Origin of the sequence: Amycolatopsis sp. La24, assembly GCF_029087445.1 — a bacterium.
Taxonomy (GTDB): Bacteria; Actinomycetota; Actinomycetes; order Mycobacteriales; family Pseudonocardiaceae; genus Amycolatopsis; species Amycolatopsis nivea.
This window is the reverse complement of sequence record NZ_JARACH010000001.1, coordinates 669,260-684,661: the sequence shown is the minus strand read 5'-3', so window position 1 is coordinate 684,661 and position 15,402 is coordinate 669,260. Positions and strand designations below refer to the sequence as shown.

Annotated in this window: 14 protein-coding genes; 7 read left to right on the top strand and 7 right to left on the bottom strand. The window is 71.3% G+C overall.

Going from position 1 to position 15,402, the window contains the following annotated elements; translation table 11 throughout:
• Positions 1-178: 178 nt before the first annotated feature.
• Positions 179-769: a DUF2231 domain-containing protein gene (locus PUT80_RS03170; protein ID WP_199817160.1), complete on the top strand. Its 591-nt coding sequence runs from the start codon at positions 179-181 to the stop codon at positions 767-769.
• On the opposite strand, the gene PUT80_RS03165 is transcribed toward PUT80_RS03170, so the two are convergent.
• Positions 766-1,200: a DUF6292 family protein gene (locus tag PUT80_RS03165; protein ID WP_037806385.1), complete on the bottom strand. Its 435-nt coding sequence runs from the start codon at positions 1,198-1,200 to the stop codon at positions 766-768. The genes PUT80_RS03170 and PUT80_RS03165 overlap by 4 nt on opposite strands.
• A gap of 208 nt (positions 1,201-1,408) precedes the next feature.
• On the opposite strand from PUT80_RS03165, the gene PUT80_RS03160 reads away from it, so the two are divergent.
• Positions 1,409-2,305 (top strand): nitroreductase, encoded by an 897-nt coding sequence (locus tag PUT80_RS03160; protein WP_275291034.1) that lies wholly within the window; start codon positions 1,409-1,411, stop codon positions 2,303-2,305.
• A 139-nt stretch (positions 2,306-2,444) separates the two neighbouring features.
• Here PUT80_RS03160 and PUT80_RS03155 read toward each other — a convergent pair whose 3' ends face one another.
• The 6 genes from PUT80_RS03155 to ccrA all read right to left on the bottom strand — a co-directional run bounded on the left by PUT80_RS03155 (position 2,445) and on the right by ccrA (position 9,061).
• On the bottom strand, positions 2,445-3,257 hold the full coding sequence (locus PUT80_RS03155; RefSeq protein WP_275291033.1) for an enoyl-CoA hydratase/isomerase family protein: 813 nt from the start codon (positions 3,255-3,257) through the stop codon (positions 2,445-2,447).
• Positions 3,254-4,756, bottom strand: coding sequence for an AMP-binding protein (locus PUT80_RS03150; RefSeq protein ID WP_275291032.1), 1,503 nt, complete (start codon positions 4,754-4,756; stop codon positions 3,254-3,256). Before PUT80_RS03150 ends, PUT80_RS03155 begins: the two co-directional genes overlap by 4 nt.
• Positions 4,753-5,322: an OsmC family protein gene (locus PUT80_RS03145; protein WP_275291031.1), complete on the bottom strand. Its 570-nt coding sequence runs from the start codon at positions 5,320-5,322 to the stop codon at positions 4,753-4,755. The genes PUT80_RS03150 and PUT80_RS03145 overlap by 4 nt, the downstream gene beginning before the upstream one ends.
• Positions 5,319-6,665 (bottom strand): MFS transporter, encoded by a 1,347-nt coding sequence (locus tag PUT80_RS03140; protein WP_275291030.1) that lies wholly within the window; start codon positions 6,663-6,665, stop codon positions 5,319-5,321. The genes PUT80_RS03145 and PUT80_RS03140 overlap by 4 nt, the downstream gene beginning before the upstream one ends.
• A gap of 173 nt (positions 6,666-6,838) precedes the next feature.
• Positions 6,839-7,729, bottom strand: coding sequence for a LysR family transcriptional regulator (locus PUT80_RS03135; RefSeq protein ID WP_275291029.1), 891 nt, complete (start codon positions 7,727-7,729; stop codon positions 6,839-6,841).
• 57 nt (positions 7,730-7,786) lie between these two features.
• Positions 7,787-9,061 (bottom strand): crotonyl-CoA carboxylase/reductase, encoded by a 1,275-nt coding sequence (gene ccrA, locus PUT80_RS03130; RefSeq protein WP_134662868.1) that lies wholly within the window; start codon positions 9,059-9,061, stop codon positions 7,787-7,789.
• A gap of 216 nt (positions 9,062-9,277) precedes the next feature.
• Between ccrA and PUT80_RS03125 the strand changes: the two genes are divergently transcribed.
• The 5 genes from PUT80_RS03125 (at position 9,278) to PUT80_RS03105 (ending at position 15,401) form a co-directional block, all read left to right on the top strand.
• A complete protein-coding gene (locus PUT80_RS03125) occupies positions 9,278-10,525 on the top strand; it encodes a helix-turn-helix domain-containing protein (RefSeq protein WP_037806378.1) in 1,248 nt (415 codons plus the stop codon).
• Positions 10,526-10,677: 152 nt separating this feature from the next.
• Positions 10,678-10,923 (top strand): DUF3311 domain-containing protein, encoded by a 246-nt coding sequence (locus tag PUT80_RS03120; protein ID WP_037806376.1) that lies wholly within the window; start codon positions 10,678-10,680, stop codon positions 10,921-10,923.
• The gene (locus PUT80_RS03115; RefSeq protein WP_134662866.1) at positions 10,920-12,476 is read left to right on the top strand and encodes a sodium:solute symporter; all 1,557 of its coding nucleotides are present in this window, start codon (positions 10,920-10,922) and stop codon (positions 12,474-12,476) included. Before PUT80_RS03120 ends, PUT80_RS03115 begins: the two co-directional genes overlap by 4 nt.
• Before the next feature lie 37 nt (positions 12,477-12,513).
• A complete protein-coding gene (locus PUT80_RS03110) occupies positions 12,514-13,320 on the top strand; it encodes an enoyl-CoA hydratase/isomerase family protein (RefSeq protein WP_275291028.1) in 807 nt (268 codons plus the stop codon).
• Positions 13,317-15,401: an acetate--CoA ligase family protein gene (locus tag PUT80_RS03105; RefSeq protein ID WP_275291027.1), complete on the top strand. Its 2,085-nt coding sequence runs from the start codon at positions 13,317-13,319 to the stop codon at positions 15,399-15,401. Before PUT80_RS03110 ends, PUT80_RS03105 begins: the two co-directional genes overlap by 4 nt.
• Position 15,402 lies beyond the last annotated feature (1 nt).

Genomic DNA, 15,402 nt, shown 5'->3' with positions numbered 1-15,402 from the left:
GGCGGCTCCTTTCCTCGGGATCCACCATACCCCCGGGGGCATCGGTTATGCCCCCGGGGGTATTCGTCGATGGGGCACTGTCCGATGTGCGGCAGCTTGTAGCCGCTTGCCCGACCCGCACTGTGACCGCCTCGCCCACGCGGGGACAAGCCGGGATTCTTGGCTTAGCCTCACCGTCGTGCCGCTGGGTGTTCAGCGCGCGCTCTCGAACCCGCACCACGTTAAGGACGCCATGACGACCGTCAACGGCCTGCCGGCCCACATCCTGCTCGTGCACGCGATCGTCGTGCTGCTGCCGTTGAGCGCACTGCTGCTGGTGTTGAGCAGCGTCTGGCCTAAAGCGCGCGGCAAGCTCGCCGGTCCGAACGCCGTGCTGGCCGTGGTCGTGGTGATTCTGGTCCCGATCACCACGAACGCCGGGGAGTGGCTTGAACGCCGGGTCGCGCAGACACCGTTGCTGCGCGACCACACCGAACTGGGCGACACGGCGCTCTGGGTCGCGATCCCGGTCGCTGTGCTCGCGCTTCTGGTGTGGTGGCGGGAACGGGAAAACACCCGTTTGTCGGCGGATACCGACGATTCGCCCGTCGCGGGTCGTCGGACTTATCTCGCACCCGCGTCGACGAAAGTCACGGCAGCCGTCGCGGTGGTCGCGGTCTTGGCGGCCGGTGCGGCCGTCTACGACATGTACCGCATCGGCGATTCCGGTGCGCGGGCCAGCTGGCAAGGGAACTTCAGCGAGAACGCCGCTCCGCGTCACGCGCGTTAGCGGGCCGGGCTTTCCTGCCGGTAGCCGAGAAGAAGGGCGATCAAGTCGGCCCGCCCCTGGGTGAGGTCCGGCGGCGTGGGCGGCGGCGTGCGCTGAGTCCGGGCGCGGACCGCGCGGACGAATTCCCGGACCCGGGCCGGAGCGGGGACCAGCTCGCCGCCGAGGCAAGCCACCAGGATCAGGTCCTCGCCGGAATGGGTTTCGATGGCGAACGACCAGCCGTGCCGTTCGTCCCACAGCAGCGCGGTGTCGCGTCCGGGATGGACGGAGAGGTGACCGTCGAGCGCGAGGTAGGCCGACATCGGCGAATCGAGATCGATGGTGCAGGATTCCGGGCCGACGCCCGCCGCGGCGCTCACCGCGTCGAGATAGGCGGTCAGTCCGCAGAGCAGGCGGTATTCGTGGTCGGTGGTCAAGGGCTGGACGGTCATCGGTGCTCGTTTCCGCCGCCGCGTCGAACGGCGGTCCGCTTCAGGCTGCGCGCCGGACGAATGGCGGACTAGGGCCGAAGGTCACCTGGCCAGGCGCCGCCGGAAGCAACCGGTGACGTTGGTCCCTGCGCTCGGTGGCTTGCGGCCGGTGCGCGAAGCGAGGCAGTCGGGTTGGCTCGGGTCGTTCGCCATGACAGGAGTGGCCGCCATGGAAAAGACAGCGACCGGGGAGTGGACGCTCGCCGAGGCGGAGGTGCTGGGCCGGTCTGTGCTGCGTTTCCCCTCGGCGCGCGACACGCAGCCCTGGCGAGTCGAGTTGACCGACGGTGCGGTGCTGCTTCGTGAGCGGGTCGACGTGGCGTTGCCGCGACGCGATCAGGCGATGTCCTGCGGGACGGCGCTCGCGAACTTGGAGCTGGCGGTCCGGGTGCTCGGCAGGCGCGCGGAAATCACCGTGCTGCCGGACCCGGAGCAGACCGACATCGTCGCGCGGGTCGAGGCTGCGGAGCCATTGCCGCCGACGGACCAGGAACTTCAGCGGTACGGCGCGATCATGGTGCGGCGGAGTCACCGCGGGGCGTTCACCGGACTGCCGGTCAGGGCGGAGCAGACCGCTCGGGTCGCGGCGGCCGCGGCGACGACCGGGGCGGAGGCGATCCGGCTCGACGGGGTGGAGCGGCTCGCGAGGTTCTTCGGCCACGCCGCCCGGACGCTCCAGGGCGAGGCGGCGGGAACGTGGTTTGCCGCGCTGCCACCCGTCGGTCCGGAGCTGTTCCTGCTGCGGGAACGGCTCGAGACCGAAACAGTGCTGCTCTTCACGACGCCCGGCGACGCGCGCATCGACCACATCCGGGCCGGTTACGCACTGGAGCGCTGCTGGCTCGAAGGGGTGACCCTCGGCCTCTCTGGAGCGGTTCTGACCCAGCCGCTGCGGGTGCCGGAGGTTCGGTCAACGCTGTGCGGGGACTATCGGCTCGCTGGGTTTCCGCAGGCTCTGCTGCGATTAGGGCGTTCTGCGCGGGTGGCTCCGGCGAGTCTGCGTCGCGGGGTCGCTGAGGTGTTGGGCGAGCGGTGGGTGCGTCGAAGCCGAAGGCCGGTTCCGTGAACGCCGTCGGCCCTCGAATTCGGGACGACCCGACGGACTGCCGACGCGGATGACCGCGCGACGGTTCGCCGCCTTGTGAGGCGCCAGGCGAGGGCGATGATGTTGCCGGGTGCCCGTGCTGGACGGGCACCCGGCAGGATCAGTCGAAGTCGGCGTACCGGCGGTCCCGCCACGCGAGGGCCGCGCCGAGGCCGCGGGTCGCGACGAGTTCGGTGAACTCCGCCCGCTCCGGCGTCGAGGCTGAGTTCAGCACCGCCGCGATGTCGTGGTTCGCGGCGACGGCGTCGCGCAGTCCCATCGCCTCGTACGCTCGGGTCAGCGCGCGTTTGGTGTAGCGCAAAATGGACAGCGGGGTCAGGGCGATCTTCCGCGCGAGCTTGTCCACAGTGGACTCCAGCTCGGCGGCGGGCACGACGCGGTTCACCATGCCGAGTTCGAGCGCGCGCCGGGCGTCCACCACATCGCCGGTGTACAGCAGTTCGTTGGTCGCCTTCTGGCCGAGCAGGAACGGCATCAGCAAGGTCACCGGACCGGACCCGAAGCGGATCTCGGGTTCGCCGAAGTGCGCGTCCTCGGCGGCGACGAGCAGGTCGCAGGCCATCGCGAGTTCGCAGCCGCCGGCGAGGCACCAGCCCGACACCGCGCCGACGACCGGTTTTCCGAGCCCCCACACCTTCATGGTCAGCCCGATGTTGTTCTCCAGGCCGGCGTGCCATTGCTCGGCCGTCGAGATCCCCGCCTCGACCTCCTGGGAGATGTCGTAGCCGACGCTGAACGCCCGCTCGCCGCCGCGCAGGACGACGACCTTCACCGTGTCGTCCTGTTCGGCCTCGTCCAGCGCCGCGGTCAGTTCCTGCATGAGCTCGACGGACAGGGCGTTGAGCTTTTTCGGCCGGTCGATGGAGATCCAGGCGGTTTCGCCGCGGAGTTCGGTGTGAATGAAGCTGGTCATCGGGCGCCTCCAGGGGTGTCGGGGGAGAGGACAGGTCCGTCGGCGTGGCGGGCGCGCAGCGCGCGTTTGTCCACTTTGCCCACGGGAGTCAGCGGCAGGCGCTCGACGCAGGTGAACGCGTCGGGCACCCAGAACGCCGGGAATCGTTCGGCGACATGGGCTCGCAGCTCGGTTTCGTCGACCAGGCGGCCTTGCCGGGGCACCAGCACGGCTACCGGTCGCTCCGTCCACTTGGGATCGGCGCGCGCCACGACGGCCGCGGCGGACACCGAAGGGTGGGTGCAGAGGTGTTGTTCGAGCTGCGCGGACACGATCCATTCGCCGCCGGACTTGATGAGGTCCTTGGCGCGGTCGTGCACCGCCAGCCGCCCTTCTTCGTCGAGCGAGGCGATATCGCCGGTGTCGAACCAGCCGTCCCGGTCGCCGACGACGAACGGTCCGCGTACCTGGAGCGCCCCTTGTTCGCCGGGCGACCCGGAATTCCCGTCGATCCGTGCCTCCAGCAGCGGGACGAACCTTCCGGCGCGGACGCTCGGGTCGGCGCGTTCGTAGGTGCTGACCGCGAGCGTCTCGGTCATGCCCCAGGCGGTCGCGACTCCGGCGCCGAGGACGTCCCGGACCAGATCGACGACCGAGCGCGGGACCGCGCTGCCGCCGGTGAGGACTTCGCGCAGCGCGGCCGGCGGCGCGGTGCCCAGTTCGGCGAGATGGCGGCAGACGTCGAACCACACGGCCGGCACCGCTGCGGCCACCGTGACGCGTTCGGCGTTCAGCATCCCGGCGATCCGCGCTGGTGTGAGGTCGTGGCCGGGGAGCACCAGCGACGCACCGGTGAGCGCGGCGACGAACGGCAGGCCCCACCCGTTGACGTGGCAGAACGGCACCAGCGGCAGCACCCGGTCCCCGGCCCGCAGCCCGGAGGCGTCGGCCGCGCTCTGGCTGAGCGCGTGCAGTACGACGTCCCGGTGCGTCACCTCGTAGCTCTTGGCCGGACCGGTCGTCCCGCTGGTGTGGAAGCGGAACGCGGTGACGTCCTCGCGCAGGTCCGGCAGTTCGGTTTCGACATCCGCGGCGAGTTCTGCTGCAGCGGCGACCGTGATCCCGTGGCCGGCGAGTTCGGCGGCCGCCGCCCGGACCGCCGGTCCGACCGAGCGGTGGTCGAGCGCTTCCTGGCCGACCACCAGCAGATCGGTCCGCGAGCGATCGGCCCGCGCGATCATCGCCGCGCTGTCGAGCCGGAGGTTCAGGCTGCTGAGCGTCGCGCCGAGGAGCGGGACCGCGTACATCAGCTGCAGGTGTTCGAGGGTGTTGAACGCCAGCACCGCGACACGGTCGCCCTGGCGGATTCCGTACCGCCGGTGCAGGCCCGCCGCCGTCCGGGCAATCGCGTCGGCGAGCTCGGCGAACCGGAGCCGGATGCCGTCGGCGACGACCTCAGATCCGGGGTGGACGTGCTTCATCCGCCAGACGAGATGGGCGAGGGTGAGCGGGACGCTCATGCTTCCGCCAGCGTCGTGGTGACCTCCACCGGGCCGGCGAGGGTGTCGCGGATCGGCGACCGGCGCTGCACCGCGGCGGTCAATTCGGCGAGTTCCTCCCGGGTCGCGGTGGGCGAGGCGGCGTGCACGGTCACGCGGATCTGGCGTGCGCCCGGCCGGGCGTCGTCGTCGAGGCCGAGGAACGCCTGGAGGTCGAAGTCCGCCTCCAGTTCGAGACGCAGCGAGGACAGTTCGATGCCGCGGGCGGTCGCGTTGGCGGCGAAGGTGACCGAGTAACACCCGGCCAGCGCCTGGAGGATGTACTCGGCGGGGCTGGCCGCGCGGTCGGTGCCGAGGAGCGCGGCGGGCTCGTCGGATTCCAGGACGTAGCGGGCGGTCCGGCCCGGCACCGCGGCGCCGGCCTGGCGGAGGTCGCCAGTGGTGGCGCGCTGGTGGCAGCCGTGCTGCCAGTCCGCGTCGAGGGCGAAGGTGACCTGGGCGAGTTCGGGCTGCTGCCGGACGGCCTCGACGGTGGCGGCGAGCGCGTCGCGGTCGATTCCGTTGGGGGCGGGGGCGGTCTGAGTCATCGGAGTTCTCCCATTTCGCTCGTGCGGTCGCGGGGTCCAGCAGCGACCGCGGGGTGTTCCGTGCTGGTGCGGAAGGTTTCGGGGGCGAGGTACGCGCAGACGCCGGTGATGACGCTGAGCACCAGGCAGTAGCCGACGACGAGCCACGGCCTGCCGTTGTTCGCGACGAGCAGGCTGCTGGCGATCAGCGGAGCGAGGCCGCCGGACAGCACGGAGCCGAACTGGTAGCCCATCGACGCGCCGCTGTAGCGCACGCCCGCCGGGAACATCTCGGCGAAGAACGCGGCCTGCGGCCCGTACATGGCGTCGTGGAACAGGTTGATCCCGACGACCATGCCGACGGTGACCAACAGCGGATTCCCGGTGTCCGCCAAGAGAAAGAACGGTGCGATGAACACCGCGCTCGTGACGGTGCCGAAGAGGTAAAGCGGGCGGCGGCCGTAGCGGTCGGACAGCCACGCCCAGACCGGGACGGTGACGAGGCTCAGCGCCGACGCCACCAGCACCGCCCGGAGGCCGACCTCGTCGTCGGCGGAGCGGGCGATGTAGGCGATGCCGAAGGTCGTGTACAGGTAGTAGAGCGCGTTCTGGGACAGCCGCATGCCCGCGGTCAGCCACACCGGACGACGCTGCGTCCGCATCAGCTCGGCCAGCGGCCGTTCAGGAAGCCGGTTCTCCTGTTTCATCCGGACGAACGACTCGGGCTCGGCGAGTTTCGCGCGGATCAGCAGGCCGACCGCGACGAGCGCGCCGCTGGCGAGGAACGGGACGCGCCAGCCCCACGAGAGGAACTGCTCGGTGGTGAGCAGCGTCCGGCCGAGGGTGAACGCGCCGGCCGCCATGAGCATGCCCGCGGAGACGCCGATCTGGGTGAAGCTGCCGTAGAACCCGCGCCGTCCGGAGGGCGCGCTTTCGACCGAGACCAGCGCCGCGCCACCCCATTCGCCGCCGACGCCGAAGCCCTGGGCGAGCCGCAGGAACACCAGCAGCACCGGCGCGGCGACGCCGATCGAGGCGTACGTCGGAAGCAGCCCGACCAGCGCGGTGGCGCAGCCCATGATCAGCAGCGAGGCGACGAGCATCGCCTTCCGCCCGATCCGGTCGCCGACGTGCCCGCCCACGAGCGCGCCGAGCGGCCGGGCCAGGAACCCGACCGCGTAGGTGCCGAACGCGGCGATCAGCCCGAGCGAAGGGTCGGCGCCGGGGTAGAAGAGCGGGCCGAATACGAGCGCCGCGGCGCTGCCGTAGAGGAAGAAGTCGTACCACTCGATGGTGGTTCCGATGAAACTGCCGAGCGCGACCATGCGTGCCGAGGGGGTGCGCCGCGTCGTTGCCTGCGCCATGGTTCTCACCGTTCTGTGGTCGGTGGAAGTGCGGTGACACCAGGAAAACAGCGGGTTCGGCGGCGATCAACGACCAGTTTCCCGCAGTGCTGTGCAGATTCGCACAGGGGTGGTCGGCGGTCCACTGTGGACAGCGGAGGAGGAGTGAGCAGCTGCTACCCGCCGCCGGTTCATCATGGACATTCGAGAAGGGCGCGTTCCCGGACCAGCCCGTCGATGGCCGCCGCCATGGCGCGCACGCGGGCCAGTCGGGCGAGCGCGTGCGGAACAAGCAGCCGATAGCTGTGCGGCACCGCATGCGGAAAGGTCTCGACCGGCCGCAGCCCGGCGGTGCGGTCGCCGATCCACGACGGCAGAAAAGCGAATCCCAGCCCCTGGCGGGCGGCGCAGATCTGGCCGGAGATGGTGTCGGCCCGGTATTTCGGGCGGGCCGAGGGCACGGCCCGGAACAGCGTTTCCAGCGTGGGGGCGCACAGCGCGTCCTCGGTGTACCAAAGGAAAGGCGCGTCGGCGAGGTCGTCGGCGGACGCGATCGGCGCGTAGTTTTCCAGCAAGGCCGGAGCGGCGTACAGGCGCAGTTCGTAGTTCGCCAGCAGCCGGGCGTCGACGGCGCGGGTGCTGGGGCGTTCGATGGCGATCGCGAGGTCGAACTCCCGCGTGCTGAGCGACGCGTGGACGTTCGCGATCACGAATTCCAGCGACAGCGACGGAAACTCGCGCGCCAGCCGGTGCAGGCCGGGGATCAGCAGGAAGGTGCCGAAGCCGTCGGGGGCGGTTACGCGAACGGTTCCGGTCAGGTGATGGCCGGTTTGCAAGCAGTCCTCGCGCGCGGCGAGCACCGCGGCTTCGACTGCTTCGGCGTGTTCGAGCAGTCGCGTGCCTGCCGTCGTGAGCACCCAGCCGCCGGGTTCGCGGTGGAAAAGGCGTTGTTCCGCGGTGCGTTCGAGGTGTGCGATGTGCCTGCCCACCGTCGTGTGGTTGAGGCCGAGGTGTTTCGCCGCTTCGGTCAGCCGGCCGCGGCGGGCTACCTCGAGGAAGATGCCCAGGTCGTCGGCGGAGATCATCGGAGCCCTCCCGGCGCGCGGGCCCGGGGGCGGGCGGGCCGCCCCCGGGCGCTGGGTTCAGGCGCGGCCCTGTCCCGGCGCGGCGGCGCCGATCAGCACCGAGACGTTGCCGAACACGTCCTCGCCGCGGCCCATCGCGGCGTGCGCGGCCGGCACTTCGGTGAACGGGACCGTCCGGCCGAGCACCGGGTCGATCGTGCCCGCGCGGACCAGGTCGTTGTACGCGACGGCCTGCTCGTCGTTCGTGCCGTGCGAACCTTGCAGCCGCTTCTGCCGCGTCCAGTGGTAGCGCAGGTCCACCATCGCGTCGAAGCCGGTCGTGCCCGCGCAGATCACCACCATCCCGCCCGGGCGGCACAGGAAGATGCTGGTCGGGATCGTGGCCCCGCCGGGGTGCTCGAACACGATCGCCGGGTCCTCGCGGGAACCGGCGATCTCCCACAGCTTCTTCCCGAACGCCCGCGCGCCCTTCGTCCATTCCTTCTGCCCGGCGGCGTCGTCGACCAGCGGCGGCACGCCCCAGTGGCCGAACTCGCGGCGGTTGAGGTAGCCGATCGCGCCGTGCTTCATCGCGAACGCGCCGCGCTCGTCGTCGGAGACGACCGCCACGGCACGGCCGCCGGCGGCGCGCACCATCTGGCAGGCCTGCGTGCCGAGCCCGCCGGAACCGCCCCAGACGAGTACGAGATCCCCGTCCTGCAGGGTGTTTCCGGCCCAGCCGTAGAGCATCCGGTACGCCGTCGTCCCGACCAGCGTCGGCGCCGCCGCCTCCTCCCACGACAGGTGCTCGGCCTTCGGCAGCACCTGGTGCGCCTGCACCCGGGCGAACTGGCCGAACGCGCCGTAGTTCGTGTCGTAGCCCCAGATCTTCGCGCTGGGCGCGATCATCGGGTCCCGGCCCGCCGCGATCCACGGGTCCTGCTCGTCCCACACCCCGGGGTGCACGATGACGTGCTGCCCGATCTCGACGCCGGTCACCCCGGCGCCGACCGCGTAGACGATGCCCGAGGCGTCCGACCCGCCGATGTGGAAGTCCTCCGGCTCCCCGCGCTTCTGCCGCGTCGCGATCTGGTCGACCGGATAGCCGCGCGCGGCCCACACGTTGTTGTAGTTGATCCCGGCGGCCATCACGCCGATCAGCACCTCGCCCGGTCCGAGCCGCGGGGTGTCGACCAGTTCGGGACGGAACGCGTCGGCCGGGTCGCCGAAGCGGTCCTGGCGCACGACCTGCGCGTGCATCCGGGCCGGCACCACGCCCAGCGGCGGCAGCTGGCCGATCGGGACCGGCTCCGCTCCCGGGGTCGCGACGCTCGTGCGTTCTTCGTCGTTCATCAGTGCACTCCTTCGTGAACGGACCGGCGCGCCGCGCGGTCCCGGCCGCGGGTGGTGCGCCGAGGCAAAGGGGATCCGGGGAATTCACGCCGGTGCGGCTGTCTGCGCGCCGGGGATGACGCAGGCGACGCTAGAGGGGCCGGGCGGCGCGAGTCATGAGAAGAAACGATAAGTTTGACGGCGAACCCTCGGAGAAACTGCGAACGGCGGTGCGGAATGGCGACGGACGCTTCGCGGCGGCAGGCAGTGCTGGACAAGGTTTTCGCGCGCCGCCACGAGCTGGCCGAGCAGCTGGTGGCCGAGTACCGCCGCGAGATCCCCGAGTACGGCGAGCTGCCCGAACCGGTGCTCGTGCGCGACGTCACCGAGGCGGCCGTCCTCAACATCGAGTTCCTTGTGCGCAGCCTCGCCGACGACGATGCCGACCGGAGCCTCAGCGACTCGCACGAATGGCTCCGGCGCAGTGCCGCGCGCCGGGTGCACCAGCGGGTCAGCCTGCCGTCCCTGCTGCGCAGCTTCCGGCTGTGGGGCATCCGGCTCTGGCAGGCCATGGACGAGCTCGCCGGGGCGGGCAAGGCGGGCAGGCTGCTGTCGATCGAGCTGGCCGAGGCGACGATGGTGCACGTCGACCGGGTCTCGACCGCGGTCACCTCGGCGTACGTGCGGGAATCCGCCACGATCTCCGCCGACCGCACCGCCCTGCGCACCGATGTCCTGGAAACCCTGCTGACCGGCGAAGCGGTGAGCGAGCAGGCCCGCAGGCAGAGCGCAGTGCTGCGGATGACGCTGCGCGGGCCGGTGCTGGTCGCGGTCGTGCAGTTGCCCGCCGGGGTCGACTCGACCATCGGCGTGCAGTCGGCGATCCGCGCGGTGCGCAATCAGCTCGCACCGCTGGCGAAGGAATTCCTGGTGGGCGCGCGGGAGTCCGAGGTCGTCGGCATCTGCTGCCTGGACGCGGCCGAGGACGCCCGCGAAATCGAGCCCGCGTGCGACCGGCTCGCCGACCCGGAACGCGGCTGGGCAGTCGGCGTCGGCCGCGTCGCCGAGGGCCTGCCGGGCGTGCGCCGGTCCTACGGAGAGGCGCGCGAAGCCGCCGACCTCGGCGGCCCGGCCGGCGGGCGGACCCGGGCCGTCCGGTTCGGCGACGTGCTGCTCGACCGGCTCCTGCGCGCGCCGGGGCACACCGACGCCCTGCTGGAGGAGACCGTGCAGCCACTGCTGGACTACGACGCCCGCAAGGGCGCGCCGCTCCTGCCGACGCTGCGCGCGTACGTGGGCGCGAACTTCAGTCTGACCAAGGCCGCGGCGGAACTGTCGGTCAACCCGAACACCGTGGTGTACCGGCTGCGGCGCATCCACACGCTCACCCGGCGCGACCCGCTGCAGGTGGACGACCTGCTGCTGTTGTCGCTGGGGCTGCGGCTGTACGACTCGGGCGCCGCCGGGCTGCCGGACCTCTCGTAAAAACCGATACGAATACCCGCGGAACTTCTCTGTTCCTCTCATGACGTGGGTTACGCGCGCCGCTTAGCGTCTGTCCCCGACGGCGCCGGTCAGGTCCCCACCCCAGCTGCGCGCCGTCAGCCCACCCGCCTCGGCTCAAAGGAGAGTCCAAGATGGGCGATACCGTCGCGCCGTCCTCACGGCGTCCGCTGCGCGTTGTCCTCTCCGCCTTCCTGATCCTCGCCCCGGTCACCGCGGGCCTCGCCGTGCCGCTCTACCAGCGGACCGGCCCCGCACTGGGCGGGATCCCGTTCTTCTACTGGTTCCAGATGGCCGCGGCCGTGCTCACCGCCCTGTGCACGAGCGCCGTCTACCGGCTGCTGTTCGCCGGCGAGAAAGACGCGGAGGGCGAGGAATGACCTTCAACCCCGTCACCTTCACCGTTTTCCTCGTCCTGATCGCCGTCGTCACCGTGATGGGCTTCGCCGCCAGCCGCTGGCGGCGCGCCAAACAGGCCGAGCAGCTCGACGAATGGGCGCTCGGCGGCCGCACGTTCGGGCCGTTCGTCACGTGGTTCCTGCTCGGCGGCGACCTGTACAGCGCCTACACCCTGATCGCCGTCCCGGCCGCGATTTTCAGCATGGGCGCCTTCGGCTTCTACGCCGTGCCGAACGCGATCGTGTTGTACGCGCTGGGTTTCCTGTTCCTGCCCAAGCTCGTTTCGCTGGCGCACAAGAAGGGCTACGTCACCCTCACCGACTTCGTCAACGACCGGTTCGGGTCGAAGGCGCTGGGCCTCGCCGTCACGATCACCGGACTGCTCGCGACCCTGCCGTACCTGGCGTTGCAGCTGGTCGGGCTCGAGGTCGTGTTCGGCGCGCTCGGGCTCGGCGGCTCGGGCTCGTGGTTCGTTCGCGACCTGCCGCTGCTGATCGCCTTCGGCGTGCTCGCCACCTACACCTACTCCGCCGGGCTGCGCGCGCCCGCGCTGATCGCCTTCGTCAAGGACGGCCTCACCTACCTCGTGGTCATCGCGGCGGTGATCTGGGCCCCGATCAAGCTCGGCGGATTCGGCGAGATCTTCCGCAAGGGCGGCGAGGCGCTCGCGGGCAAGGCCCCGGCCGGCCCCGATCCCACGATCGCGGTGAACCCGAGCGTCTACCTGACTCTCGCGCTCGGGTCCGGAATGGCCTTCTTCCTGTACCCGCACGCGATCACCGGCGTCTTCGCGTCGCGGGGCGCGAAAACCGTGCGGCGCAACATGTCCGTGCTGCCGGTCTACACCGTGCTGCTCGGGTTCGTCGCGCTGCTGGGCATGATGGCGCTCGCGATGGGCGTCAAGCCGCACGACGGCAACCCGCAGTACGCAGTCCCGCAGCTGCTGTCGGCGCTCTTCCCGCCGTGGTTCACCGGGATCGCCTACGCCGCGATCGCGATGAGCGCGCTGGTCCCGGCGGCGATCATGGCGATCGCCGCGGGCAACCTGGTGAGCCGCAACCTTTACCGCCAGTTCCGCACACGGCCGGTCAGCGCGAAATCGGAGACGCTGGTGTCGAAGGTCGTCTCGGTGCTGGTGAAGGTCGGCGCGTTGGTGTTCGTGCTGACTCTCGACGCGAAGTTCGCGCTGAACTTCCAGCTGCTGGGCGGGATCTGGATCCTGCAGACCCTTCCCACCGTCCTTTTCGGACTGTTCACGAAGCGGTTCGCCGACCGGCGGGCGCTGCTCGCCGGACTGCTGGTGTCGGTCGCCTACGGCACCTGGGCCGCTTACGAGGTCAAATCCGCGACCGGCGGCCCGTTCGGCGGGTCGACCGCGAAGCCGTTCTTCTTCGACAGCCCGATCTACATCGCGATCTCCGCGCTCGCGCTGAACTTCGCCGTGGTCGTGCTGGGCAGCGTCCTCGTCCGTGCGCTCGGCGCGAGCCCGCGCGGCGCGGTCGCGGCCGAAGAGCCGGTCCCGGCCCCGAACTGATCCCCGTTCCCGTTCTCCCGGAGGAGGAGTTTTCCCGATGACACCCGGCATTCGCGTGTCCGACCGGGGCGCCGTGCGCGTCCTGACCATCCACAACCCCGCCAAGCGCGGCGCGTTCTCCGGCGACATGGCGCCGGCCCTGCTGAGCGAACTGGACCGGGCGGACGCCGATCCGGCGGTGCGAGCCGTTGTCGTCACCGGCGCGGGCGGATGCTTCTCCTCCGGGCACGACCTGCAGGAAGTGCTGGAGAAGCCGGAAACCGCGGGCGACCCGGCGGCGAACGCTGCTTTCGGCAGGCCTGCCGAAATCCTCACGCCGGTCATCGCCGCGATCGACGGCCCGGCGTACGCGGCCGGGTTCATCCTGGCGCTCAACTGCGACCTGCGGGTCGCGAGCCGGGACGCCCGGTTCTGCGCGGTGGGCGCGGCGATCGGCCTGGTGCCGGTCGGCGGTCAGCTGAGCAGGCTGCTCGACCTGGTCGGCTACCCGGTCGCCTACCGCTGGCTCGCCACCGCCGCGCCGTTCGGCGCCGACGAAGCGCTTCGGCACGGCTTCGTCACCCACGTTCACGACGGCCCGGAAGCTCTCGAAGGAGCTCTGGAACTGGCCGAAGCCATCGCCGCCGTCTCGCCCGCCGTGGTCGCCGCGGTGAAGGCCGGGCTCCGGCACAGCCTGCGCCACGGCACGGACGCCGGGCTGGCGGCGGAACCCGCTCTCGCGGCGCTGGTCCGGGAGTTGCCCGACGGCGGCGAGGGCGTCTCCGCGTTCCTGGAACGTCGTCCGCCCGCTTACCCGGACCATCCCGGCGACCACCACGACCGCATTGCCGAGGTGCTGTCGTGACGACGGTTTCGCTGTCCGGCGAGCGGCTGCGCGAGGACGAGATCCGCGAGTTGGCCATCCGGTACGGCGTGCCGGCCAACCCGGTGACGTTCGCGGCGACGGCCATCGAAGCCGGGGCCGCCGCCGCGAGGATCGCTCGCCCGGTCGCGGTCAAACTCGTCGCCGACGGCGTGGTGCACAAGAGCAAGGCGGGCGGCGTGCTGCTCGGTGTCGACCCGCTCGACGTCGTCGACGCGGTCGAGAAATTGTTCGCCGCTCAGGCGGGCCAGGGCGTCGCGGTGCGCGGCGTGACGGTCGAGCCGATGGTCGAACCGGGCCTGGAGGCGGTGGTCGGCGCGTTGCACGACCCGGGGTTCGGCCCGGTGGTGATGGTCGGGTCCGGGGGAGTGGACGTCGAGACGCTCGGGGACGTCGCGTTCGCGCTCGCCCCGCTCGACCTCGCCGGAGCGGTCGCGCTGATCGACCGGACCCGGCTCGGCGCGGTGCTGCGCCGCCGGTTCCCGGACGCGCGCGCGGCGCTGGCCGACCTGCTCGTGCGGGTCGGCGGCGCGGACGGACTGCTGCTGTCCGAGCCGGTAGACCAGGTCGATTTCAACCCGGTCGTCGTCGGGCCGGACGGGATCGTCGCCGTCGACGCCCGCGCGGTGACCAGGTCCCCGGCACCTCCCTCGGCACCGCCGGTCCCTGCAGAGGCTTACGCGCAACTCCGGCCCGCCATCTATCCGGACAGCATCGCAGTGCTGGGAGCCTCGGCCGACCCGGCGAAGATGGGGCACCGAGCTGTGCGCACCCTCGTCGACCAGGGCTTCGCCGGAGCGGTGCACCCGGTGAGCCGGTCGGCGACCGAGATCCTCGGGCACCCTGCCGTGCGGGAAGTCGGCCAGCTGCCCGACGGCCTGGACCGGGCCGTGGTCGCGCTACCCGCCGCCGCGGTGCCGGACGCGTTGCGCGCACTCGCCGCGAAGGGCACGAAAACCGCGCACGTCTACACCGCCGACACCGCCGATCTCGCCGCGGCAGTCGCCGGAACCCAGCTCCGCGTGCTGGGGCCCAACTGCATCGGCCACTACACGCCCTACTCGCGGATCACGATGATCGGCCGGTCTGCTTCGTCGGACGAAACGGGCGGCATCGCGTTCGTGTCGCAGTCGGGCACCTACGCGGGCGATGTCGTGCGCCGCGGCAAGGAATTGGGGCTGCGGTTCAGTTTCGTCAGCTCGGTCGGCAACTGCGACGACGTTTCCCCGTCGGAGTTCCTGGCGTTCTGCGAGGCGGATCCGCGGACGTCGCTGGCCGCGTTCTATCTGGAAGACGACAGCGACGCGGAGCGGTTCTTCGCGCTCGCCGCGCAGGTGTCGATCCCGGTGGTGCTGTTCAAGGGCGGCCGGAGCGCGGCGGGCGGCGCGGCGGCCGCGTCGCACACGGGCGCGCTGGCAAGCGATCCGCGGCTGTTGCGCGACGCGGCGTCGGCCGCCGGGGTCGTGCTCGCCGGGCATCTGGACGAACTCCTCGACACCCTGCTGGTCGCGCAGTACGCGCCCGGCCTGACCGGCACCGGCCTCGGCCTGGTCGGCAGCGGCGGCGGGGTCGCGGTCGTCGGTTCGGACATCGCCCACGACCACGGCCTCGTCCTGCCCCCGGTTTCGGCGGAGACGGCGGAATCTCTCGCCCCGTACGACGCGCCCGGCAGCAGTCTGCACAACCCGGTCGACATCCCCATCTGGTCGCTGTTCGACGGTGACCGCTGCTTCACCGGGGCGCTCGCCGCCGCGCTCGCGCGAGATCCGGGCGTCGACAGCCTGTGCGCGTACCTCGATCTCGGGACCGTCTACGACCTGAAGGAGACCAAGGAAGCCGCCGACCTCGTCACCGCGCTCACCCGCGATCTGCTGACCGCCGATCGCGGCGACGTCCCGCTCGTTTTGGTGCTGCGGACCAGTTTCAGCGCGGAGCAGGACGCGCTGGCCCGCCGCTTGCGCACGATGGCGAGCGAGCACGGCGTAGCCATGCTGGACTCGGTCGAACGCGCGGTGGCCGCGCTGGGGCGGGTCCGCGCGGCCACCGAGTTCCGGAGGAGGTGAC

Bases quoted from the DNA above. Each gene is read 5' to 3' on its own strand.
- PUT80_RS03165 (WP_037806385.1), bottom strand. From the start codon at position 1,200: ATGACCGTCCAGCCCTTGACCACCGACCACGAATACCGCCTGCTCTGC.
- PUT80_RS03160 (WP_275291034.1), top strand. From the start codon at position 1,409: ATGGAAAAGACAGCGACCGGGGAGTGGACGCTCGCCGAGGCGGAGGTG.
- PUT80_RS03155 (WP_275291033.1), bottom strand. From the start codon at position 3,257: ATGACCAGCTTCATTCACACCGAACTCCGCGGCGAAACCGCCTGGATC.
- PUT80_RS03150 (WP_275291032.1), bottom strand. From the start codon at position 4,756: ATGAGCGTCCCGCTCACCCTCGCCCATCTCGTCTGGCGGATGAAGCAC.
- PUT80_RS03145 (WP_275291031.1), bottom strand. From the start codon at position 5,322: ATGACTCAGACCGCCCCCGCCCCCAACGGAATCGACCGCGACGCGCTC.
- PUT80_RS03140 (WP_275291030.1), bottom strand. From the start codon at position 6,665: ATGGCGCAGGCAACGACGCGGCGCACCCCCTCGGCACGCATGGTCGCG.
- PUT80_RS03135 (WP_275291029.1), bottom strand. From the start codon at position 7,729: ATGATCTCCGCCGACGACCTGGGCATCTTCCTCGAGGTAGCCCGCCGC.
- ccrA (WP_134662868.1), bottom strand. From the start codon at position 9,061: ATGAACGACGAAGAACGCACGAGCGTCGCGACCCCGGGAGCGGAGCCG.
- PUT80_RS03125 (WP_037806378.1), top strand. From the start codon at position 9,278: ATGGCGACGGACGCTTCGCGGCGGCAGGCAGTGCTGGACAAGGTTTTC.
- PUT80_RS03120 (WP_037806376.1), top strand. From the start codon at position 10,678: ATGGGCGATACCGTCGCGCCGTCCTCACGGCGTCCGCTGCGCGTTGTC.
- PUT80_RS03115 (WP_134662866.1), top strand. From the start codon at position 10,920: ATGACCTTCAACCCCGTCACCTTCACCGTTTTCCTCGTCCTGATCGCC.
- PUT80_RS03110 (WP_275291028.1), top strand. From the start codon at position 12,514: ATGACACCCGGCATTCGCGTGTCCGACCGGGGCGCCGTGCGCGTCCTG.